Raw genomic sequence first — 22,550 nt, forward strand, 5'->3', positions numbered from 1 at the left:
ATTAAGTAATATAAGGACAGTTACAATTTGGATGATATATCTACGGGTGTCTTATTTGCCCTCCTGGCGGTATTGATCGTCATTTCCGGTTACTTTTCTGGTTCTGAAACGGGGATGATGTCTTTAAACCGATATCGCCTCAAACACCTCTCTAAGGAAGGTCATAAAGGAGCTCGCCGAGTAGAAAAACTACTGGATCGCCCAGATCGGTTAATTGGTCTTATTCTGATTGGCAACAACCTGGTCAATATTCTTGCATCGGCTATTGCCACCATTATCGGTATGCGATTGTATGGGGATATAGGTGTAGCTATTGCAACAGGTGCATTAACCATGGTGGTTCTGGTATTTGCAGAGGTCACGCCAAAAACTCTTGCTGCTCTATATCCAGAAAAAGTATCGTATGCCAGCTCCATCGTTCTGACGATACTCATGAAGCTGCTCTCACCTCTGGTGATGTTAGTGAACTTCATTACCAATGGTTTCCTGCGCATTCTCGGTATTCGAGCCAATCATGGTGATGATGATCATTTGAGCTCGGAAGAATTAAGAACCGTCGTAAATGAAGCGGGTGGTTTGATCCCCCGCCGTCACCAGGACATGCTGATCTCTATTCTGGATTTAGAGCATGTTACCGTGAATGACATCATGGTGCCGCGCAATGAAATAACGGGAATCGACATCAACGATGACTGGAAGTCCATTGTTCGTCAGCTCACCCACTCTCCTCACGGGCGAATAGTTCTTTACCGTGATCAGATTGATGAAGTCGTCGGCATGCTCCGACTGCGCGAAGCCTACCGTCTGATGCTCGACAAAAACGAGTTCAACAAAGAAACGCTACTGCGCGCCGCCGACGAAGTGTATTTCATCCCAGAAGCGACGCCGCTGAATGTCCAGCTGTTAAAGTTCCAGCGTAATAAAGAACGTATCGGTCTTATCGTGAACGAATATGGTGACATCATCGGGTTGGTGACTCTGGAAGATATTCTGGAAGAAATCGTGGGGGAATTCACCACCTCAATGGCACCAAGTCTGGCAGAAGAGATTACGCCACAGAATGATGGTAGCTTCCTGATTGAAGGCAGCGCCAATATTCGTGATATCAACAAAGGGCTGGACTGGACGCTTCCAACCGATGGACCAAGAACTCTGAATGGCTTAATTCTGGAACACTTAGAAGACATTCCAGAAAGCAAGCTGAGCGTGCAGGTGGCTAACCACCCTATGGAGATCATTGATTTCACCGAGAACAAGATCAAGCTGGTCAAAGTTTATCCCTCTCAGTAATCTCAGTATTCATTCAAAAGCGCCCTGCATTTGCAGGGCGTTTTGTTTTGGGCTCATTATTCTCGCCCTAAGTAAGTCAGAAATGAGACAAATTAGGAACTGAATAGCAGGAATTATCGAATGCGTGAGCAATACCGCAAACCTGATTTATGATTAAGGCTAATAAATAGACACGTGTCACTTTTAGCAATGGAGGGCATCAAATGACACTTTCTATGGACAATATGTCAAATCAAATTAAGCAGTTGAAACAACAACTCAAGCACGACCTACCCGACTACCAAAAGGCTTATACCGCCGTTTCAGAAGCCTTAGAGAAGGAAGTCGAGCGTATTCAGGAAGAAGAGAAAAAAGGTCACTCTGTTCCTGTTTATTCCTTTCAAGAAGTAGAACGTGGCTTTTCAGATCAACAAAGACAAAAAATTCAGCAAGCAGGCTGCGTCGTTATACGCGGCACGTTACCTAAAGAAGAAGCAGTACAACACAATCAGGAGCTGGAACGATACATCATCGATAATGGCTACTACGACCATACGCCAAAGGTGGAAGACAACTATTTCAGTCAGCTCAAATCAGACAAACCACAAATCTTTGGCTTGTACTGGTCTAAAGCTCAAATCTGGGCAAGGCAGCATCAGAATATGGCAACGCTGCGCAGCCATCTAAATCGACTTTGGGATTTTGAACACGATGGCGTGAAACAATTCAACCCAGATCTGGAAGTCAGCTATGCCGACCGAGTTCGTCGTCGTAGTCCGGGTGATACCTCATTAGGGCTGTCGCCACATGTTGATTCAGGCTCAATCGAGCGCTGGCTGGAGCCCAATTATCGCTCTGTTTACCGTCATGTTTTCACTGGTCACTGGCAAGACTATCAAGCCTTCGATGCTCGACACCGAATTGATGTGGAAGAATTCAATTCGTCAGCAGTATGTAGCGTCTTTCGTACTTTTCAGGGTTGGGTCGCACTGACTCCTCAGGGAGCAGGAGACGGTACGTTACAGTTGATTCCCAGCACGCTTTCCATGCCTTACATGTTACTTCGGGCGCTGCAAGATGATGTAGCCGACGATGACTTATGTGGCGCACAACCAGGCAGAGCTCTAACGGTCAACAAACAGTGGCATGAACTATTACTTAAGGGGTTAGTCAGTATTCCAAAAATGGAACCGGGAGATACGGTCTGGTGGCATCCAGATACGGTTCACGCTGTCGAGGATAAGCACAGTGGCGAGGGCTATTCGAACGTTATGTTTATAGGCTCCGCACCTGATTGTGATAAGAACCGCCAGTTTTTACCAAAACAAAAATCTGCCTTTCTGGAAGGAAGAAGCTGCCCGGATTTCGCCCCTGAAGATCATGAAGTGACATACACCAATCGCGCCACAGAAAACGACCTCACTGCTCTAGGAAAACGCCAGATGGGGCTTTAAAAACAACAAAGCCCACATAACGTGGGCTTTGTAATCAAAAGAATGAGGTTTACTTCACGCTCAGCTCTTTCAGCATAGATTCTGGTAGTGCAAGATCTTCATTTTTGTTTACCGAAATTCCTGCTTCGATAATTGCTGTTGCAATCTCTTTTGCTTCATCCAGAGAGTGCATCGCAGCAGTACCGCACTGGTATTCGTTCAGCTCTGGGATCTGATCCTGGCTTTCAACTTTTAACACATCTTGCATAGCTGCAAGCCATGCTTCTGCCACTTGAGATTCAACAGGTGTCCCGATAAGACTCATGTAGAAACCAGTACGACAACCCATTGGTGATATATCGATAATTTCGATATCAGCGCCATTCAGGTGTTTACGCATGAAACCTGCGTACAGGTGCTCAAGTGTATGGATGCCCGTCTCAGACAGAATGTCTTTGTTAGGTGCCGTAAAACGAAGATCAAAAACGGTAATCGTGTCCCCTTTTGGCGTTTGCATGGTTTTAGCCACACGAACGGCAGGAGCATTCATCTTGGTGTGATCAACGGTAAAACTATCTAGTAATGGCATCGGATGAATTCCTTGTAATAACTGTTAAAAAAACCAGCTTCGGCTGCTTTCCAGTTCGTCTTTGCACTGCTTTAACTGCCAACCGTACTCTTTCGCTTGTCGCTCCACTTTTCGGGCAACCTTTTGAACGGTAGGTTTGCTTGCATATGTCTTGCGTTTAAAGCCACCTCGTCCTTCGTGGTAGGCTAAATACTGATTATAGGCATCCCATTTTGAAACGCCTAACTGCCGCTGGGTTTCGTGAGTATACCAACCTACGAACATAATGGAATCATCGAAATTGGTGCGTGAGCCGCCATGACGAGTCGCTTTTTGAAAATCGCTCCAAGCAGGATCCTGTGCCTGAGCGTAACCGTATGCGCTACTGACTCTTCCCCAAGGAACAAACCCAAGAACATAGTCCTTGGGTGGTCTTGCATCATGGATAAAGCTGCTTTCCTGTTTGATGAACGCCATTGCGATGTGGATGGGCGTTCCCCACTCATCTTCCATGTCTTTTGCATCGTCATACCAACTTGGTTTTTCCCTGAAAATGTTACACAGGTTACCTTGTTGCTTAGGCGGTGGGGTCGCGCATCCTGTTAACACAACCCCAGTAATCAATAACAGAAACAGCGACTTTATTTTCATTCCATTTATTGCTTCAAATAGGCAAAGTAATCATCCAGAAACTCATCAAACGGTTGAGTTTCTGACGCTTCAATTTGTTCTTGTTTAGCGCGCGAGCGGATCACTTCTTTTTCCATGATGTCGTCGCTGTAAACTTGGTATTGGTGGTCCTGATGATGCGCTTTGTAGGCTCGACCCAGGTGCATCCCTATTCCTACAATGCCACCATGTGCTTTCGTCTCTGCCAGCAATTGACCTGAGATGGTCAGCTCTGGTTGATCTATCCAGCGCTCTAGTTCATCACAGACATCCTGATAATCAGAAGTGCCATGCTGCTTATCCATCACTTCCGCGATTTGGCGCAGATCTTTGAAGACACGATGACCCCAGTCTTGCAGTGTCAGGCGTTCGCCTTTGCATCCGATTTGCAGTTCCAGACCAACTTTTCGACCTTCAAGGATGACCTTGCTCCAGTTATCACGCCAGCACTCCAGCTCGCAATTGTCCATTTCTTCGGACTCTGAAAGTGCACACCAAGTCAGGAACAGATCCAGAAAACGAATCTGCTGTTCGTTTACGCCAACCGGGCTGAATGGGTTGACATCTAAAGAGCGAACTTCGATGTATTCCACCCCACCACGTTGCAGAGCTTCAGAAGGTTTTTCACCAGAACGGGTGACTCGTTTTGGTCGAATAGGAGCATAGAGCTCATTCTCTATCTGCAATACATTTGAATTGAGTTGTCGGTACTCACCATCCACTTTGACTCCCAGTTCTGCAAACTCTTCAGAAGGGGTATGGATAGCGGCGTTCAGACCATCGAGATACTGACCTAGGCTGTTGAAACCAATTTTAAGTTCACTCTGTGCGCTGTTGGTGTAGCCAAGGTCGCTCAGTCGCAATGAGGTCGCTTCTGGCAAGTAAAGGGTTTCACCGATGTTCTGGAAAGGCAGTTTAGTGTCGCGCCCTTGAATAAAAGAAGGGCACAAAGCTGGAGAGGCGCCGTAAAAAAACGGAATCATCCAGCCAAAGCGGTAATAGTTTCGAATAAGGGCAAAGTAAGCTTCAGATTTGGCATCCTCACGGTCTTTCTCGCCTTGCTTTCCGTAAAGCGCGTCCCAGAAAGTTTCCGGAAAGGAGAAATTGAAGTGCACACCAGAAATAACCTGCATCAGACTACCGTAGCGACGTTTTAACCCTTCGCGATACAGTGTTTTCATCTTACCTGTGTTCGACTGACCGTACTGAGCTAATGCAATGTCGTCTTCATTTTGAATAAAACACGGCATTGAAAGCGGCCACAGCTTTTCGCCATCCAGCTTTTTCTGAGTGAAATGGTGCACATCCGAAAGCTGATTCAGAACCGTTTTGACGGAGTGAGACACTGGAGTAATGAATTCCAGTAAAGACTCAGAGAAATCCGTCGTAACCCAATCATTGGTTAATGCTGAGCCGAGCTCGTAAGGGTGAGGCGTTAGTGCTAGGTGACCATCTGGCGTGTATCGCAGCGACTCTCTTTCGACGCCACGTCCATACTGCTCAAAAATAGAAGGGTCTTGTGCAACTTTCTGCAGTCGCTCGGTGAATACAGTCAAAACTCAGTTCACTTATCTGTTTAGTATCTCGCTAGAATAATCATTCTAAGCATTGATTACTATGGGATTGAAGCAAATACCAAAAAATGAGATTAGAGATCTCTTATTAAAGGCTACAGTACTGGAGGTACTTAGGGTCTGCTGACATAGCAGCCCCTACTGACATTGCAGAAAGTACCTCAGATCACTGTTATGTGTGCTTTACTTGACGATTTCAAGCTTTTCGATAGGCAGATCGAACTTTTTCAACTTCGGTGCAAGTTTTTTGGCATCACCAACCACAATGATTTGGAAATCAGAAGGGTCAAACCACTTGGCTGCAACCTGATTCAAAGTCTCGATATCAACCGTTTGAAGTAACTCATCTCGCTGCTCTAAATAATCTTCTTCCAGTGAATAAGTCAGAATACTGGAAAGCAATTGAGCCTTTTTCGACGGTGTTTCATACTTTAACGCGTCCGCCTGACCACGAGCGAGCCTCATAAACTGCATCTCTTCTTCAGTCAGACCACTGGTCGAGATTTCGTTCATTTCATTGATGATTTCCTGAATCGACTCAATGGTCACGTCTGCCCTGACTTCTGCTGAGAATACGATAAGCCCTGTCTCACGCAAACCGTAGACATAGCCGTAGGCTCCGTAAGTGTAGCCCTTATCTTCACGAAGATTCTGGTTGATGCGACTGTTGAAGTTGCCTGACAGGTTATAGTTCGCCAGCTGTCCTAAGTGCATTTCCCCTACCGTATCAAACGGTAAGCCCTGACGTACCAGCCTGATGACACTTTGCGGCGCTCCCGGCTTGTCTATCAGATAAATCTTCTGCCCTTCTGGTGCTTTGATCACCTGAGGTGTAAACAGCGGTGCTGAATGCCCTTCCCATTTATTCAGAAACTCCAGAGACTTTTTGGCTTCACGCTTTTTAATGTCTCCAACAATCACGACTTGCGCACCTTGCGGCGTGTAGTGTTCCTTGTAGAATTGCTTCACATCATCCAGCGTCAGGCTACTGATAGACGCCATACTTCCATCGCTGGAACGGCTGAATCGGCTTCCTGCAAACAATACTTGTCGAGTCGCCTGTGATGCTAACCAGCCTGGCTTCTGGTGTTCATAAACAATGCCCTGAATCGCCTGCTGTTTGATTCGGTCAAAATCGGCTTCTTCAAAGGCAGGCTGACGAATCATTTCTTCAACCAGTTCTATAGTTGCTGACAAATTCTTTTCTAGCGCAGAAACACTGATCACCGTGGAGTAAGAGCCTGCATCAAATGAGATGTAACTGCCTAGTCGATCAAGCTCGGTTTGAATTTCCTGAGCAGAACGCTTTGCGGTGCCTTCCATCATCATTTCGGCAGTGAGATTTGCTAAGCCTTCCTGACCCTCTGGAACATATCGATTGCCAGCCGGGAGTTTTATATCCAGTTGTACCGTTGGTGTTTCGTCACTGACGGTTCCAAGGATCTCAACCCCACTGTCCAGGAAGATACGATACAAATCGGGCATGGTTCCTTTCACCGCGCCGGACACAGGCGGCATAACTGAACGATCAAAGTCGTCCACCGCTTTGCGGTATACCAAATCTGACTCTTTAACTTCTTGGTATTCAGGTAAAGTTCGAGGTGGAGTAGTGAAAGTGGCAGGTTTAACAGCCCAGTTCGTTTTGCTTCGTGGTACAACGCTGAGCACCACTTTGTGCTGGTTAGCTAAGTAGTCCTGATAAGCTGTGGCAACGCTTTCTGGCGTGACTGCACGCAGCTGCTCCAATTCGTATTCAATTCGATCTGGTTGCCCAAAAAAGGTTTCGTTCGACGCCAATTGCGTTACCTTGCCACGCACGCTTTCCAGGCTGAAAATTGCATTCGCTTCAGCACGCCCAATCAGGGTCTCAAGCTGAGATTCAGACACGCCCTCTTTGGACCAGTCAGACAAAGTTTCCATCAATTCATCATAAAGCGGCTTCAGCTTGCCTTTCTCTCCGGAATTGCCCATCAAATAAACACTCATGGAACACGCGAGCTCAGCACAGTTGTGATACGCACCTGCATTGACAGCTTTACCCGTCTGAACAAACTGTTGGTACAACACACTATTTTTGCCATCGCCTAATATTGTGGAAAGCATTTCCAAAGAGGCGTCAGACTCGTGCCCCTGATATTCCGTTGGCCAAGACACAACTAGCATCGGTTGCTGAATGCGATCTTCCAGCGTGATGAATTTATCTTCCGTCAAGTTGGCGGGCTGCTTTTCTGCGGCTTTAACTTCTGGACCTACAGGAATGGTACCGAAGTACTTGTTGATCCATTGAAGTGTCTCTTCAGTATCAAAATCACCGCCAATAGTCAGCGTTGCATTATTAGGACCGTACCATTTTAGGAAGAACGCTTTCAGGTCGTTGACGTTTACACGATCAAGATCTTCGACATAACCGATCGGTTGCCACGAATAAGGATGACCTTCTGGGTACATAGCTTCGCCGATGCGTTCCCACATTAGACCGTAAGGGCGGTTATCGTAGTTTTGGGCGCGTTCGTTTTTAACTGTATCACGTTGAATTTCAAATTTTCTTTGAGAAACCGCATCAAGCAGGAAACCCATTCGGTCGGACTCTAGCCACAGAATTTTCTCTAACTGGTTCGCCGGAACGGTTTCAAAATAGTTAGTGCGGTCGCGGTTCGTCGTACCATTTAAGGTTCCACCCGCTTCAGTGATCAACCTGAAATGCTCTTGATCACCTACGTTTTCACTTCCCTGAAACATCATGTGCTCAAAGAAATGAGCGAACCCCGACTTTCCGATTTCTTCTCTGGCACTGCCCACGTGATAAGTGACGTCTACGTGTACCAAAGGATCAGACTCATCGGGAGCCAGAATAACGGTTAAACCGTTGTCCAGTATGTATTTACTGTAGGGAATAACAACCTTGTCAGATTGTGGTTTAACTTCTTCAACAAGGGTGATCCCTTCTGGTACAGAAGAGAAAAATGAAACAGGTACAAGAGAGGAACAGCCCGCAATGAACACGGACGCAGCTGCACCAAACCAGATTTTTCTCATGAATGCTCCTTAAAAACCTGCGAATGCCGCCGCAATAACGCTATAGCGTATTGCTTTACCTATGGCGATGAGAATTAAACAAGGCAAAAACTTCATTCTGAGCCACCCTGCCGCAAGGCATAATGGGTCGCCAATAATGGGAAGCCAGCTAAATAGAAGAGTGATATAGCCATATTGCTTTAGCCACTGTAAAGCTTTATGACCATGTTTTTCCGATTGGGTTCGATTTGGTAAGAAAAGTCCTATCCAATAGTTAGTTAAACCGCCCAGCGTGTTGCCAATGGTGGCGACAAATATCAACTGAGCTATTGGATATTGATTGAGTTTTAGCGCGGCAACTAAGCTGGCTTCTGAGCCTCCCGGTAGGAGAGTTGCCCCCAAAAAACCTGTTGAAAATAAGACCCAGAGTACAGATTGGCTAAACCATTCGGTCAAGCCATCTAGCATTTCATATCAAGCAGTATCTTGCCTCTGGTGTGCCCGGTTTCAACTTGATCATGAGCTTTGGCGACATCAGTGTATGGGAAGATCTGCTGGACTTCGGTTTTCAAAATGCCTACGCCGACCATGTACAACATGGTATCCATCTGCTCGATATCTGGCTCAACCAACATGCCTGTGGCTTCAAAGCCCAGCATTTTGGCTTTTTCGCAGATCAAATCTGCTGTGATGGTAGGAACCGTCACAACTCGAGCGTTGTCTTTGAGGCATTTGAGTGCATCAAGCGCGGCATCACCACCGACAAGATCAATCAACACGTCGACGTCTTCGACACGCTCAGAAACAGGGGCAAACTGGTAGTTGATGGCGTGAGCGCCAAGCGTGGCAAGGTAATCCAGATTGTCTTCGCCACAAGTGGTAAATACCTCGGCTTGCGCCGCAACGGCTATCTGAACAGCAAGGTGGCCAACACCGCCTGCTCCCGCCAGAATCAATACGCGATCATTAGCGGTAACACCCGCCAAGTTCAAAGCCTGTGCGGCAGTTTGACCGGCAACAGGTAACACCGCAGCAGCTTCTAGGGTGACGCTATCTGGCACAAGACTGAGTGAGTCTTCTTTTATGCAAATATATTGGCTATATCCGCCAGCATCGGCAGGAAACCCAACTAAACCCGCAACAAAGTTTCCGACTTCAAAGGTCTTGGTTCCGGTACCACATTTTTCGACCACACCTGAGACGTCGTAACCTGGGGTCCAGGGAAGGTTGTCTTTGTTAGCTTCAGCTGCCCAACCCAACCCTTTACGCGTTTTCACATCAATGGGATTCACACCTGCGAAATGGACTTTTACCAGCACTTCACCTTCTGCAGGTTCTGGGATAGCCTCACTTTGAATGGCTAATACGTCAGTCTCACCAAACTGGGTTATCACCACTTTTTTGTTGTCCGTCATACACAAGTTCCCTTGATGCTCAAAAAAATGAAAGGGATGCAGAAGCATCCCTTTGACTATAAACCATTTTACGACGATTGGTTAACCACCAGATCGCAAATTCGTTGAACGTTATCCCACTAATGCTAATAAGATACCCGCAGCAACAGCACTTCCCAGTACCCCAGCAACGTTTGGTCCCATTGCGTGCATCAGCAAGAAGTTCTGTGGATTCGACTCAAGCCCCACCTTGTTAACCACTCGCGCAGCCATAGGTACAGCAGATACGCCAGCTGCGCCAATCAATGGGTTGATGTCTTCTTTCGAGAACTTATTCAATAACTTAGCCATCATAACACCAGCGCCCGTACCGATACTGAATGCCACAGCACCTAACCCCAAGATACCCAGAGTTTCAAAGTTCAGGAACTGCTCTGCCTGCAGCTTGGAACCCACACCCAATCCAAGGAAGATGGTCACGATATTGATAAGCTCGTTTTGTGCAGTGTTCGACAGACGATCAACTACACCCGCTTCCCTCATCAGGTTACCCAAACAGAACATACCCACTAGTGGTGTTGCAGCAGGGAGGAACAGGATCGTCATGACTAGCACAGCAAGTGGGAATAACACCTTCTCCACTTTGCTAACGTGACGAAGTTGCGCCATCTGGATCTTACGTTCTTCTGGATTGGTCAGCGCTTTCATGATTGGTGGCTGAATAATCGGCACCAACGCCATGTAGCTGTATGCCGCCACCGCAATTGCACCAAGCAGATCAGGCGATAGCTGACTTGCCAGGAAGATAGCCGTTGGACCATCTGCACCACCGATGATGGCGATGGAGGATGCATCCTGCATGGAAAACTCCATCCCTGGTACATAGTTAAGCAAGATAGCGCCAAACAGCGTGGCAAAAATACCAAACTGAGCCGCCGCCCCTAGCCACAAGGTTTTCGGGTTAGCAATCAGGGCACCAAAGTCCGTCATCGCTCCCACGCCCATAAAGATGAGCAGTGGGAATACTCCGGATTCGATCCCGATGTAGTAAACGTAATAAAGCAGACCGCCTTCATCGGTGAAGCCCGCATTGGGGATATTTGCCAACACGGCACCAAACCCAATCGGAAGCAAGAGCAAAGGCTCAAAGCCTTTGGCAATAGCAAGATAAAGCAGAATACAACCAACAAGGATCATGCATAGCTGACCAAACTCGAAGTTAGCGATCCCTGTTTCAGCCCATAAGGTCAACAATCCTTCCATGATGCTCCCTTACGCAAGGCTTAGTAGAGGCGCGCCAACTGTCACAGCATCACCTTCTTTCACGTGGATATCCTGAACGACTCCACCACGTGCAGCTCGTACTTCGGTTTCCATCTTCATAGCTTCCAGAATCAAAAGTACATCACCTTCTGATACCTCAGAACCCGGCAAAACATTCACCTTGAAAATGTTACCAGCGAGAGGAGCAGGCACAGCTTCACCTGCAGATGGAGCAGGTGCCGCGGCTGGAGCAGCCTGAGGCGCTGACGCAGGAACAACAGAAGTAAGCTGACCTTGAGGACCAACTTCAACATCGTATACCTGACCGTCCACTTTCACGCTGTACGCTTCAACGCTGCCTACCGTATTAGCCGCTGGTGCCGCTTCAGGTGCAGGAGCAGGTTCATTTCCTGGTGCTGGTTCAAATGCGTCTGGATTGTTACGATTTTTCAGGAACTTCAAACCAACTTGTGGGAACAGCGCGTAAGTAAGTACGTCATCGACTGTCTCATCCGCAAGGGAAATGCCATCTTCTTTTGCTTTGGCCAGTAGTTCATCGGTAAGCGTGTGAAGCTCTGCTTCCAGAAGATCCGCTGGTCGGCAGGTTACTGGCTCTGCACCTTCAAGCACCTTAGCCTGAAGTTCAGCGTTCAGCTCTGCTGGCGCCGCGCCATACTCACCTTTTAGTAGACCTGCAGTCTCTTTAGTGATGCTCTTGTAGCGTTCGCCAGTTAGGACATTGATCACAGACTGTGTCCCTACAATCTGAGAAGTAGGTGTTACTAATGGAATGTAGCCAAGATCTTTACGAACGCGAGGGATCTCTTCCAATACCTCATCTAAGCGATCCGCTGCACCCTGCTCTTTCAACTGGCCTTCCATATTCGTCAACATGCCACCAGGAACCTGGGCAATCAGAATACGAGAGTCTACGCCCTTCAGTTGACCTTCCCATTTCGCGTATTTCTTACGCACTTCACGGAAATAAGCAGCAATCGGCTCAAGTTGGTCAAGTTTCAGGTTGGTGTCACGTTCTGTGCCTTCCAGCATTGCAACGACTGTTTCCGTTGGTGTGTGACCGTAAGTACAACTCATTGAAGAGATTGCCGTATCCAGAATATCGACACCAGCTTCGATTGCTTTCACTGCCGTTGCAGTAGAAAGACCCGTTGTAGCATGACAGTGAAGTGCCAGTGGTACATCACAAGAGGCTTTGATTCGACTGATCAGTTCTTCTGCTTCATATGGTTTGAGAAGACCAGACATATCTTTGATACATAAAGAGTGACAACCCAGATCTTCCAATTCTTTGGCAAGATCCACCCAAGTATCCGCGTTATGAACTGGGCTGGTTGTATAAGAAAGTGTGCCTTGAGCGTGTGCGCCTACATCCACAGTCGCTTTTACCGCTTTCTGGAAGTTACGTACATCGTTCATTGCATCAAAGATACGGAACACGTCCATGCCATTTGCATGAGCGCGCTCGACAAATTTCTCGACTACATCATCGGCATAATGACGGTAGCCCAGTAAGTTTTGACCACGCAATAGCATCTGCATTGGCGTATTTGGCATTGCCTTTTTTAGTTCGCGCAGGCGCTCCCAAGGATCTTCCCCTAAAAAGCGGATACACGCATCGAATGTTGCGCCACCCCAAGTTTCCAGTGACCAGTACCCAACTTTATCTAGTTCCGCCGCGATGGGTAACATATCTTCAATACGCATGCGCGTGGCAAACAAAGACTGGTGTGCGTCGCGCAGCACCACGTCAGTAAGAGCAAGTGGTTTAGACATGCTGATTAACTCCTTTTAATTTTTATCCGACATTACTTCGCAGCGGACGTACGATGCTGGTGAATTGCAGCGGAAATAGCAGCAACCACTTGCGGCTGTACGCCAGAAGTACAGGATTGAATTTTTTTTGCTTGTACTGGTGCAATATTCGGCTGGGGTGCTTCTTCAGGCACCAACTTGGACATTAGCCGAACAAGAAAAACGAGAATGGTTAGGAAGATAAATACCACGGCCATGCCAGTAAGCATAAGAACCGCTGCATCTCCTAGCAGGCTTCCAATATTAGTCATGTTGCTTCCTTTCTATGTCATCCTGACAATGCTTATGCTCACCTTCCCTCAATATGGTGGACATAAGTGGTCTAGGATTATCGCGATTGGTAAAATTTTGTCAATTTTGTTTAATAATGTAACCAAGATCCTGCACAAACATGCGACTTTTTTGAGTACTTATTACATACAAATACGCCACATATCCGGAATTTCACCATAGTTACTATGGCTTTTACCAAACATAATGAAATTCTGTATCGAATACTGAGAGGAAGTTAAAAAAATAATTTTTATTCTTTTAAAACAATAAGATGTAATAATAAAGATAAAAAAATGCTACAGAATTGTTAAAGAGACATAAAAAAAGCCTCGCGATTGCGAGGCTTAAGAAATGATGGCGCGCTCGGAAGGATTCGAACCTTCGACCGCCTGGTTCGTAGCCAGGTACTCTATCCAGCTGAGCTACGAGCGCGCTGTTTTCGATATCACATGAAGTAATATCAGGACTGTAAAGCCCTAAATAGTGGCGCGTCCTGGAGGATTCGAACCTCCGACCGCCTGGTTCGTAGCCAGGTACTCTATCCAGCTGAGCTAAGGACGCGAAGTTTGTATGACAGATTGTCAGACAATTAAATTAATGGCGCGCTCGGAAGGATTCGAACCTTCGACCGCCTGGTTCGTAGCCAGGTACTCTATCCAGCTGAGCTACGAGCGCGCTGTTTTCGATATCACATAAGCAATATCAGGACTGTAAAGCCCTAAATAGTGGCGCGTCCTGGAGGATTCGAACCTCCGACCGCCTGGTTCGTAGCCAGGTACTCTATCCAGCTGAGCTAAGGACGCGAAGTTTGTATGACAGACGTCAGACAATTAAATAATGGCGCGCTCGGAAGGATTCGAACCTTCGACCGCCTGGTTCGTAGCCAGGTACTCTATCCAGCTGAGCTACGAGCGCGCAGGTTGTGAACTATATCACATTTCATTTCATCAGAAACAAAAAAATTGACCTCAGGCCAATAAATGGCGGTGAGGGAGGGATTCGAACCCTCGATACGGCTACAAACCGTATACTCCCTTAGCAGGGGAGCGCCTTCAGCCTCTCGGCCACCTCACCGACGTAGTATTCCAAATAAGGAATAATGGCGCGCTCGGAAGGATTCGAACCTTCGACCGCCTGGTTCGTAGCCAGGTACTCTATCCAGCTGAGCTACGAGCGCGCTGATTCTTATTTTTGTGTTGAGAGTATCAACTTTATAAGAAATGCAAGAATGGCGGTGAGGGAGGGATTCGAACCCTCGATACGGCTACAAACCGTATACTCCCTTAGCAGGGGAGCGCCTTCAGCCTCTCGGCCACCTCACCGTCTTGCGGAGGCACATATTACGATTTACCGAAAATATGTCAAACATTTTCTTGGCAAAAATAGCAAAAAACAGCTTAAGCGTTGGGTATTTAATCAAAGTGGCGGGAAATCAAACTTTTCCCTGAACGCGTGATTTTGATGCCTATTAAAAAGGCCAGCTTCTGCTGACCTTCTTAGTGTTAGTAGTTACCAGAAACTGAACCACCGTTGCCCTTCTCGGCTTGTATACGCATGTAAATTTCTTCACGGTGTACAGATACTTCTTTAGGTGCATTAACACCGATTCGAACCTGGTTACCTTTAACACCAAGCACGGTGACAGTTACTTCATCACCGATCATAAGAGTTTCACCTACGCGGCGAGTCAAAATTAGCATTCTTGTGCTCCTTGAGTAATCTCTGAGTTATTTTTCTCTATGATGTCACCATCTTAGAAAATTAACAATTCCATAATCCCTTCTGACTATGAAACCATTAGCTTTTGATGACCATCAAGCTCTAAATGTCCAGCTACTATAAAACTGTGAAGAAGATTGGAAATCTCTTCTATTCTCTCAGGTTCAATAAAGTAAGTGCAAGAACGGACGTCCTTTACTTCACCTAAAAGTGGAATTTGGTGCTGTTCAAACACATCTGTCAATAAAGGTTGTGCTTGTTGCGCTTTGCAACCAACACAGCTTACCGCAGATACAGGTGTGGACTTAGCTATGCTATCGGCAGCAATCAGTGAAAGCTTAGCCAAAGATGAGTTTGGAATCACAATATCGGTTACACCGGATTCGTCCGCTGCTGCCCATACCTCAATACCAAGCATCTGACACTGATCCAGAATAGACTGCTTGGCACTGGATTTGACTTCCACTACCACCAAATCACGCTGGATCGCTAATCCACTGATTGGACTATCAGACTCTTCTCCAACCACCAAAGTTCCAGACTCTTCAGAAAATGAAGACAGGACTCTCAGAGGGACGCCATGTTTCCATGCATGTATCACAGATGGAAGATGAAGCACTTTCGCTCCTTTTCTTGCCATCTCTTCCATGCTTGGGAAATCAATCACATCCAGTTTTAACGCATCTTTAACGACACGAGGATCGCAGGTATAGATCCCATCCACATCTGTAAAGATTTGGCACTCGGACGCACGCAGTTCACCTGCCAGTGCTACCGCAGATGTATCCGATCCTCCCCGACCCAGGGTTGTGATATTTCCGCTTTCAGACATCCCCTGAAAACCAGCAACTATCACCACGTGATCTTTCTCTAAATAGTTCAGAATCGTTTCTGTTTCTATCGATTCAATTTTCGCATCATTGTGAACATTATTGGTTTTCACACCAGCTTGAGCACCTGTCAAAGAAACGGCATTAACACCTTTCTTATTCAGTGTCATGGCTAACAACGCCATCGAAACCTGTTCACCTGCTGACAACAGCACGTCTAACTCTCGGGCAGTTGGTACAGCATCAACCTGATGAGCCAACCCTAATAAGCGGTTTGTTTCGCCTGACATGGCCGAAACCACAACCACCAATTGTTTTCCCTCTTGCCTGGTTTTAATGATTCGATCCGCTACCGCTTCAATGCGCTCGATAGATCCAACTGAAGTTCCGCCGAACTTCTGAACTACTAGAGATTCACGTAATGACTGTGTCACCTTTCTTCACCTTCCTGGGGCTTAATCCCCGTTGTCGTTATACACAAATGCCACTGACTTTATCAGCCAGTGGCATTCAAAAAAATAAAAGTTACAAACGCTCTTCTAGCCAGGCATCAACTGAGTCTAGCGCTGCTGGAAGTGCATTGGCATCCGTACCACCGGCTTGTGCCATATCAGGACGACCGCCGCCTTTACCACCAACTTGCTGAGCAACCATGTTAACCAGTTCGCCCGCTTTCACTTTGCCAGTCAGATCTTTGGTCACGCCCGCGATCAAACCAACTTTGTCGCCAGCAACATTACCCAGCATGATAATGCCACTACCAAGCTGATTCTTAAGTTCGTCAACCATGCCACGCAGTGCTTTGTTGTCTGCACCGTCCAGTTTAGACACAAGTACTTTCACGCCAGCAATTTCTTTTACCTGACTAGTCAGGCTTGCACTAGCCTGAGAAGCCAGCTTGTCTTTCAGCTGTTGGATCTCTTTCTCAAGAGCTTTCGCTTTGCTTGCTGCTTCAGAAAGCTTCTCTTCGTATTTGTAGTTTTCAGCTTCGATCGCGTCCAGCGCACCTTCACCTGTCACAGCTTCAATACGGCGGATACCTGCTGCGATACCACCTTCTGAAGTAATCTTGAATAAACCAATATCACCCGTGCTTGATGCGTGAATACCACCACACAATTCAGTTGAGAATTCGCCCATGGTCAGAACACGCACTTGGTCGTCGTATTTCTCACCGAACAGAGCCATCGCACCTTTCGCTTTTGCGTCTTCGATGTTCATGATGTCTGTCTGGATATTATGGTTTCGGCGAACGTGAACGTTCACCAAGCGCTCAACTTCTTTGATTTCTGTAGGTGTCATTGCTTCAAGATGAGAGAAGTCAAATCGTAGACTTTCAGCTTTTACAAGTGAGCCTTTCTGAGCAACGTGGTCACCCAGTACATGGCGAAGCGCCGCGTGCAGTAGGTGAGTCGCTGAGTGGTTAAGGATAATCGCTGCACGGCGAACAGCATCAACGGTTGCAGCAACGCTATCACCTTTGGCAAAAACACCTTCAACCAACACACCGTGGTGCGCAATTGCGTTGTTTAGCTTTTGAGTATCTTCAACTTGGAAAAGACCAGCGTCAGTTTTCAATGTACCTGTGTCACCACACTGACCGCCTGACTCGCCATAAAATGGTGTTTCTTCAAGAATTACGATTGCTTTGTCGCCCGCGGACAATGCTTCGACTTCGTTACCTTCAACGAACAGTGCCGACACTGTGCTGCTGCCTTCGGTGCCCGTGTATCCACAAAACTCTGTAGACGCATCCACTTTGATGGCAGCATTGTAGTCTGTACCAAACTGACCTGCTTCACGTGCACGCTGACGCTGAGCTTCCATTGCTTTCTCGAAGCCTTCTTCGTCGATAGCAAAGTCACGCTCACGCGCTACGTCGTTGGTTAAATCTGCTGGGAAGCCGTAGGTGTCGTAAAGTTTGAATACTGTTTCGCCATCAAGTACTTTGCCTTCCAAACCATCTAACGCTTCGTTTAGGATAGACATGCCACGCTCTAGCGTGCGACCAAAGTTCTCTTCTTCAATGCGAAGTACTTTTTCAACCAGTGCTTGTTGCTTCTTAAGTTCAACACCCGCCGTACCCATCACCTCTGCCAGTACACCAGCCAGCTTATGGAAGAACGCACCTTGTGCACCCAGCTTGTTACCGTGGCGAACAGCGCGGCGGATAATACGGCGAAGCACGTAACCACGACCTTCGTTTGAAGGCATCACGCCATCAACGATTAGGAACGCACATGAACGGATGTGGTCAGCAACTACGCGAAGCGATTGGTTAGACAGATCTTCATGACCAGTCACCTCAGCAGCGGCTTTAATTAAGGTTTGGAAAACGTCGATTTCGTAGTTGGAATGCACGCCCTGCATGATGGCAGAAATACGCTCGATACCCATGCCCGTGTCTACCGATGGTTTTGGTAGAGGCTCCATCGTGCCATCGGCATGACGGTTAAATTGCATGAATACGTTGTTCCAAATCTCGATAAAACGGTCACCGTCTTCTTCTGGTGTGCCCGGACGACCACCCCAGATGTGATCGCCGTGATCGTAGAAGATTTCTGTACATGGACCACATGGACCTGTATCACCCATTTGCCAGAAGTTGTCTGATTCGTATGGCTTACCGCCTTCTTTGTCGCCAATGCGAACGATGCGGTCAGCTGGAACGCCTACTTTTTTGTTCCAGATATCAAAAGCTTCATCGTCGGTTTCGTATACAGTCACCAGCAGACGGTCTTTCGGAAGTTGAAGAACTTCTGTCAGAAATTCCCAGGCAAACGAGATCGCATCTTCTTTGAAGTAATCACCGAAGCTGAAGTTACCCAACATTTCGAAGAAGGTATGGTGGCGAGCTGTAAAGCCCACGTTTTCAAGGTCATTGTGCTTACCGCCAGCACGTACACAGCGTTGGGCCGTAGTCGCTCGAGTGTAGGCTCGTTTTTCTAAGCCTAAGAAACAATCTTTAAATTGGTTCATACCTGCGTTAGTAAATAGCAGGGTTGGATCGTTATGTGGTACTAACGATGAACTGTCTACGATTTGGTGTCCTTTGCTTTCAAAGAACTTGAGGAACGCGTTACGAACCTCATCTGTGCTCATGTACATGCAGCTCTTCCTGAAAATAGTCGAGTTAGAATTTTGCCACATTGTATACCCAACCGACCTCAAGATGCGAGATTCCACAAGAATTTATTCTTGTGTGAAATCGCTATTTATAAAAGAAACGTGAAAACAGGATCTTAGGCGGTTTGATTCAAAAGAAGATGGACAGAAAAATCCGTTTTTTCATGAGGGAAGAATAGAAAAAGATGGGGAAGCCAAAAAAGGCTCGTTTAACTCGGTAGTTCAAGGCTTAGATAAGACTATTCCTCATCACTTAAGGCGTAACTGATCTGGTCAAAGCTGTAGCCCCGATATTGTAAAAACCTGACTTGCTTGGCGTATTCTTTCTGATCTTTGGCTTTTATGCCTTTGAACTTTTTTTCCGCCGCCGCTTTGGCAAGTTCAAACCAGTCTTGTGGTTCTTCTTGCAACGCTTCTTCAATCACCGATTCTGATACACGTTTTTGGCTAAGTTCCTGGCGAATTCGACGTTCACCATGCCCTTTGTAGACATGTTGTCTGATCTGGCTTTTAGCATAACGAAGATCGTCTAAGTAATTATGATCAATACAGAAATTCACCGCATCTTGGATCTGCTCTTCATCGTATCCTTTAAAAGCCAGCTTTTGGTAAAGTTCGTACTCACCATGGTCACGTCGGCTGAGTAACTGAATCGCGGCTTCTTTACTTGAGAGGGCTGGAGGATTTTTCTTTGGATACATACTCAAAATTTCAATAAAAACAGTGGATATGGTTTTTAGCTAGATACGCAAAAGCCCTGCAATGCAGGGCTTTTGGTAATTGAATGAGTGATTAAAACTCTTCTTCTTTTGGCATTTCGCCTTGTTCTGGCTCTTCAGGCTGAGCCGTCGTAAGTAGCATCTCACGCAGTTTGCTATCGATTTCTAGTGCAATATTCGAGTTTTCACGAAGGAATTTGCCTGCGTTTGCTTTACCCTGACCAATTTTGTCGCCGTTGTAACTGTACCAAGCACCCGCCTTTTCAACCAGCTTGTGCTTCACACCCAGATCAATCAGTTCACCTTCACGGTTGAACCCCTGACCATACATGATTTGTGTTTCAGCTTGCTTGAACGGTGCAGCAATCTTGTTCTTAACGACTTTAATACGGGTTTCGTTACCAACAACTTCGTCACCATCTTTGATAGAACCCGTACGGCGGATATCAAGACGAACAGATGCGTAGAATTTCAGTGCGTTACCACCAGTGGTGGTTTCTGGGTTACCAAACATCACACCAATCTTCATACGGATCTGGTTGATGAAGATACACATACAGTTAGACTGCTTTAGGTTACCTGTTAGCTTACGCATAGCCTGAGAAAGCATACGTGCTTGCAAGCCCATGTGGCTGTCGCCCATTTCGCCTTCGATTTCCGCTTTTGGCGTTAGAGCTGCTACGGAGTCAACTACCATTACGTCGATAGCACCAGAACGTGCCAGCGCGTCACAGATTTCCAGCGCTTGTTCACCTGTATCAGGCTGGGAAACAAGCAGAGCTTCGATATCAACACCAAGCTTCTTCGCGTAGATAGGGTCTAGCGCGTGTTCTGCATCGATAAATGCACAGGTTTTACCTTCACGTTGTGCTGCTGCGATAAGCTCCAGAGTTAGCGTAGTTTTACCCGAACTCTCAGGACCGTAGATTTCTACGATACGTCCCATCGGCAAACCACCAGCACCCAAAGCGATATCCAGTGACAGAGAACCCGTTGAGATGGTTTCAACATCCATCGCGCGGTTGTCACCAAGGCGCATAATAGAGCCTTTACCGAATTGCTTTTCAATTTGACCAAGTGCTGCGGCTAACGCCTTTTGTTTGTTATCGTCCATCCGTATCTCCACACAACGTGTTCGTGATTATGCTGGCTATTATACTGTTGATTCATACAGTGTCTATACCTGTATGAAAAAATTTTTCGATTCTGGCTTTATCCGCCAAATTACTCTGTTAGGTACTGTAGCAAAACCTGAAGAGCATGAAGGACTGCTTGTCTGCGGACTTGAGCCCGATCACCCTCAAAGTAGCAAGTTTCAATTTTTTGCCAGCCCTGCTCCGATTGAAATCCGAAACACACTGTCCCAACTGGTTTCTCTTCGCTACCGCCACCCGGCCCTGCAACGCCACTAATAGAAACGCCTATTGAAGCTTGGGAATTCGCCAGTGCTCCTGTCACCATTTCGGTTACGACAGGTTCACTAACCGCACCGTGAGCCTCTAGTGTCAACGCATTTACGCCCAGCATCTCCATTTTGGCTTCATTGCTGTAGGTTACAAACGCTCTGTCAAACCAGGCGGAACTGCCCGCAATGTCCGTCACCGCCGTCGCAACGCCGCCGCCAGTACACGACTCAGCAGTGGTCATGACCAGCCCTTTATCGAGCAACGCTTCACCCAATTGCTGGCTTAATTGATTCATCAACGCCATGTTTTCTCTCCATAACCTGAACTCAGGTTCCATTAAAAAGCCGAGAACATCGGTTCGATATTCTCGGCTTTTAGGATATCAGCGACAAGCCTTAGCTTTCGAGAGTTTGCGACAGCGCGTCTTTCAGCTCTTGCTCTGCCTGCTCAATCACCGTCTGAGCATGCGCACGTTGTTCTCTGCCCTCTTTCACGCGAGATAACGTGTTATTCAGGGTTTCGATGGTCAGTTGGTTGACCGTTTCCAGAGATTCCAGATCCAGAATGCCACGCTGATAGTTTTCAGAAATTTGCTCTTCCAGCACTTTCAGCTTTTCAGCGTTCTTCACGTATTGCTCATTGGTGTAGTCTTTCACCGCACGCGTCACTTTTAGTGCTTTCTCTTTCTCGTAGTTGGAAATCGCAATCAGGAACTGGCGCTTCCACAATGGGAAGGTGTTGTGCACGATGTCCTGAATGTCTTCCATCAGCATCTTATTGCCTTCCTGAGAAAGACGAATCTGAGGAGCGGTTTGAATCGCCGCCATTCGAGTTAATTCAAGGTTGTGAATCCGTTTTTCCAAACGAGCGACTGCCTGAACGGCGTCACGGTGCTTTTGTGCATCCAGAGCATCTGCGGACTTTTCGGCTTCAGCCAGTAGCGAAGGCAATACGTCCGTATTCATCTGATTCAGTTTCCACTTACCCGCGGCGATGTAGTTGTCCAGCCCATTGAGCAGGTTCAGGTTCTCATCGTACAAGGTATCCAGACGATTGATGTCGTGTCCCAGTTTCAGTTCCTGCGCTTCCAGCTTATCGGAAAGCTGCTCCAAGCTGCTCTTTACGGAATCAAAGCTGTCAGAGAACTTTTTGAAGGAATCAAATAGCTCGCCGATAAGCGGCAGGCTCGCCAAAAAGCTTTTGTCTTTGAGATAATCAAATTCCGCACTGCTCATGGCGCTGACCATGGATTGCAGGATTTCTCCAGCTTCTCCGCTGTCTCGCACTCTTACTTGCTCAAGCACGCTATCAGAAAATGCGGTAATACTTTCCAGTGCTTCTTTACCGAAAGTGATGGTCGCTACCGTATCAAACGGGTCGAAATTTTGCGCCAGCTCCAGTACCTGAGGACTCAGGGCTTCTTCTTTTAACTCTTCGGTTTGAACCATGTCTGTCATTG

Annotated in this window: 18 protein-coding genes and 8 tRNA genes; 2 read left to right on the plus strand and 24 right to left on the minus strand. The window is 47.0% G+C overall.

Features of this window, described 5'->3' with window-relative positions; genetic code table 11:
• Window positions 1-27 precede the first annotated feature (27 nt).
• Both QMG91_RS15660 and QMG91_RS15665 read left to right on the plus strand, forming a co-directional pair.
• Entirely contained in the window at window positions 28-1,290 is a 1,263-nt protein-coding gene (locus tag QMG91_RS15660; protein ID WP_004408884.1) for an HlyC/CorC family transporter, read from the plus strand.
• A 203-nt stretch (window positions 1,291-1,493) separates the two neighbouring features.
• Window positions 1,494-2,723 (plus strand): YbiU family protein, encoded by a 1,230-nt coding sequence (locus tag QMG91_RS15665; RefSeq protein ID WP_281827596.1) that lies wholly within the window; start codon window positions 1,494-1,496, stop codon window positions 2,721-2,723.
• 49 nt (window positions 2,724-2,772) lie between these two features.
• Here the strand turns inward: QMG91_RS15665 and luxS are convergent, their stop codons facing one another.
• From luxS to QMG91_RS15785, 24 genes are all read right to left on the minus strand, one after another.
• The gene (luxS, locus tag QMG91_RS15670) at window positions 2,773-3,291 is read right to left on the minus strand and encodes an S-ribosylhomocysteine lyase (protein WP_004408881.1); all 519 of its coding nucleotides are present in this window, start codon (window positions 3,289-3,291) and stop codon (window positions 2,773-2,775) included.
• A gap of 24 nt (window positions 3,292-3,315) precedes the next feature.
• Window positions 3,316-3,921 carry a transglycosylase SLT domain-containing protein gene (locus tag QMG91_RS15675; protein ID WP_281827598.1) on the minus strand — a complete coding sequence of 202 codons (606 nt, stop codon included), beginning with the start codon at window positions 3,919-3,921 and terminating at the stop codon, window positions 3,316-3,318.
• Between the two features lie 5 nt (window positions 3,922-3,926).
• A complete protein-coding gene (gshA, locus tag QMG91_RS15680; RefSeq protein WP_281827599.1) occupies window positions 3,927-5,495 on the minus strand; it encodes a glutamate--cysteine ligase in 1,569 nt (522 codons plus the stop codon).
• 201 nt (window positions 5,496-5,696) lie between these two features.
• The gene (locus QMG91_RS15685; RefSeq protein ID WP_281827601.1) at window positions 5,697-8,549 is read right to left on the minus strand and encodes a M16 family metallopeptidase; all 2,853 of its coding nucleotides are present in this window, start codon (window positions 8,547-8,549) and stop codon (window positions 5,697-5,699) included.
• A gap of 9 nt (window positions 8,550-8,558) precedes the next feature.
• Window positions 8,559-8,996 carry a YqaA family protein gene (locus tag QMG91_RS15690; protein ID WP_281827602.1) on the minus strand — a complete coding sequence of 146 codons (438 nt, stop codon included), beginning with the start codon at window positions 8,994-8,996 and terminating at the stop codon, window positions 8,559-8,561.
• Window positions 8,990-9,943, minus strand: a complete 954-nt coding sequence (locus tag QMG91_RS15695; RefSeq protein WP_281827603.1) for an NADP-dependent oxidoreductase — start codon at window positions 9,941-9,943, stop codon at window positions 8,990-8,992. The genes QMG91_RS15690 and QMG91_RS15695 overlap by 7 nt, the downstream gene beginning before the upstream one ends.
• 111 nt (window positions 9,944-10,054) lie before the next feature.
• Window positions 10,055-11,185: a sodium ion-translocating decarboxylase subunit beta gene (locus QMG91_RS15700; protein ID WP_004408867.1), complete on the minus strand. Its 1,131-nt coding sequence runs from the start codon at window positions 11,183-11,185 to the stop codon at window positions 10,055-10,057.
• Window positions 11,186-11,194: 9 nt separating this feature from the next.
• Entirely contained in the window at window positions 11,195-12,979 is a 1,785-nt protein-coding gene (oadA, locus tag QMG91_RS15705; RefSeq protein WP_022599639.1) for a sodium-extruding oxaloacetate decarboxylase subunit alpha, read from the minus strand.
• A gap of 32 nt (window positions 12,980-13,011) precedes the next feature.
• The gene (locus QMG91_RS15710; RefSeq protein WP_281827604.1) at window positions 13,012-13,269 is read right to left on the minus strand and encodes an oxaloacetate decarboxylase subunit gamma; all 258 of its coding nucleotides are present in this window, start codon (window positions 13,267-13,269) and stop codon (window positions 13,012-13,014) included.
• 377 nt (window positions 13,270-13,646) lie between these two features.
• Window positions 13,647-13,723 (minus strand) — tRNA-Arg (locus QMG91_RS15715).
• Window positions 13,724-13,775: 52 nt separating this feature from the next.
• Window positions 13,776-13,852 (minus strand) — tRNA-Arg (locus QMG91_RS15720).
• 37 nt (window positions 13,853-13,889) lie between these two features.
• Window positions 13,890-13,966 (minus strand) — tRNA-Arg (locus QMG91_RS15725).
• 51 nt (window positions 13,967-14,017) lie between these two features.
• Window positions 14,018-14,094, minus strand: a tRNA-Arg gene (locus QMG91_RS15730).
• A 35-nt stretch (window positions 14,095-14,129) separates the two neighbouring features.
• Window positions 14,130-14,206, minus strand: a tRNA-Arg gene (locus tag QMG91_RS15735).
• A 66-nt stretch (window positions 14,207-14,272) separates the two neighbouring features.
• Window positions 14,273-14,365, minus strand: a tRNA-Ser gene (locus QMG91_RS15740).
• A 26-nt stretch (window positions 14,366-14,391) separates the two neighbouring features.
• Window positions 14,392-14,468, minus strand: a tRNA-Arg gene (locus tag QMG91_RS15745).
• A gap of 52 nt (window positions 14,469-14,520) precedes the next feature.
• Window positions 14,521-14,613 (minus strand) — tRNA-Ser (locus tag QMG91_RS15750).
• A 180-nt stretch (window positions 14,614-14,793) separates the two neighbouring features.
• Window positions 14,794-14,991 carry a carbon storage regulator CsrA gene (gene csrA / locus QMG91_RS15755; RefSeq protein WP_004401290.1) on the minus strand — a complete coding sequence of 66 codons (198 nt, stop codon included), beginning with the start codon at window positions 14,989-14,991 and terminating at the stop codon, window positions 14,794-14,796.
• Between the two features lie 86 nt (window positions 14,992-15,077).
• Window positions 15,078-16,274 (minus strand): aspartate kinase, encoded by a 1,197-nt coding sequence (locus QMG91_RS15760; RefSeq protein WP_004401291.1) that lies wholly within the window; start codon window positions 16,272-16,274, stop codon window positions 15,078-15,080.
• A 91-nt stretch (window positions 16,275-16,365) separates the two neighbouring features.
• A complete protein-coding gene (gene alaS / locus QMG91_RS15765; RefSeq protein WP_281827605.1) occupies window positions 16,366-18,948 on the minus strand; it encodes an alanine--tRNA ligase in 2,583 nt (860 codons plus the stop codon).
• 257 nt (window positions 18,949-19,205) lie between these two features.
• Entirely contained in the window at window positions 19,206-19,667 is a 462-nt protein-coding gene (gene recX / locus QMG91_RS15770; RefSeq protein WP_004401293.1) for a recombination regulator RecX, read from the minus strand.
• Between the two features lie 91 nt (window positions 19,668-19,758).
• Window positions 19,759-20,799 (minus strand): recombinase RecA, encoded by a 1,041-nt coding sequence (recA, locus tag QMG91_RS15775; RefSeq protein ID WP_004401294.1) that lies wholly within the window; start codon window positions 20,797-20,799, stop codon window positions 19,759-19,761.
• A 110-nt stretch (window positions 20,800-20,909) separates the two neighbouring features.
• Window positions 20,910-21,395: a nicotinamide-nucleotide amidase gene (gene pncC / locus QMG91_RS15780; RefSeq protein WP_281827606.1), complete on the minus strand. Its 486-nt coding sequence runs from the start codon at window positions 21,393-21,395 to the stop codon at window positions 20,910-20,912.
• Between the two features lie 91 nt (window positions 21,396-21,486).
• Window positions 21,487-22,548, minus strand: a complete 1,062-nt coding sequence (locus tag QMG91_RS15785; protein ID WP_004401296.1) for a toxic anion resistance protein — start codon at window positions 22,546-22,548, stop codon at window positions 21,487-21,489.
• Window positions 22,549-22,550 lie beyond the last annotated feature (2 nt).

This window comes from Vibrio nigripulchritudo, assembly GCF_027924785.1.
GTDB classification, from domain to species: Bacteria; Pseudomonadota; Gammaproteobacteria; order Enterobacterales; family Vibrionaceae; genus Vibrio; species Vibrio nigripulchritudo.